Annotated in this window: 1 protein-coding gene; it reads right to left on the minus strand. The window is 61.1% G+C overall.

Annotated features, from left to right (window positions below):
• The coding region (locus tag MO867_RS23235) for a hypothetical protein (protein ID WP_444875297.1) at nt 1–226 on the minus strand (226 nt) is incomplete at both ends.

Consider the following 226-nt stretch of genomic DNA (forward strand, 5'->3'; position numbering starts at 1 on the left):
GCGTCGGTCGTTTACCCGCCAGGCATCGCTGACATCGGTATAGAACAGCGGAAACAGCACCATGAAGGCCAGTCCCATACTCTGTACCCGACAGCCCGCGCGCTTGGCCATATAAGCGTGGCCGAACTCATGGCACAGCTTGGCGAATACCAGGGCGATGCCGAAGGCCAGTGCACCGCCGAGGCTGAACAGGTGCGGGAAGGTCGCGAGAAATCGTTCCCAGTCG

It is taken from the genome of Microbulbifer okhotskensis (assembly GCF_023895975.1).
In the GTDB taxonomy this organism is placed as follows: Bacteria; Pseudomonadota; Gammaproteobacteria; order Pseudomonadales; family Cellvibrionaceae; genus Microbulbifer; species Microbulbifer okhotskensis.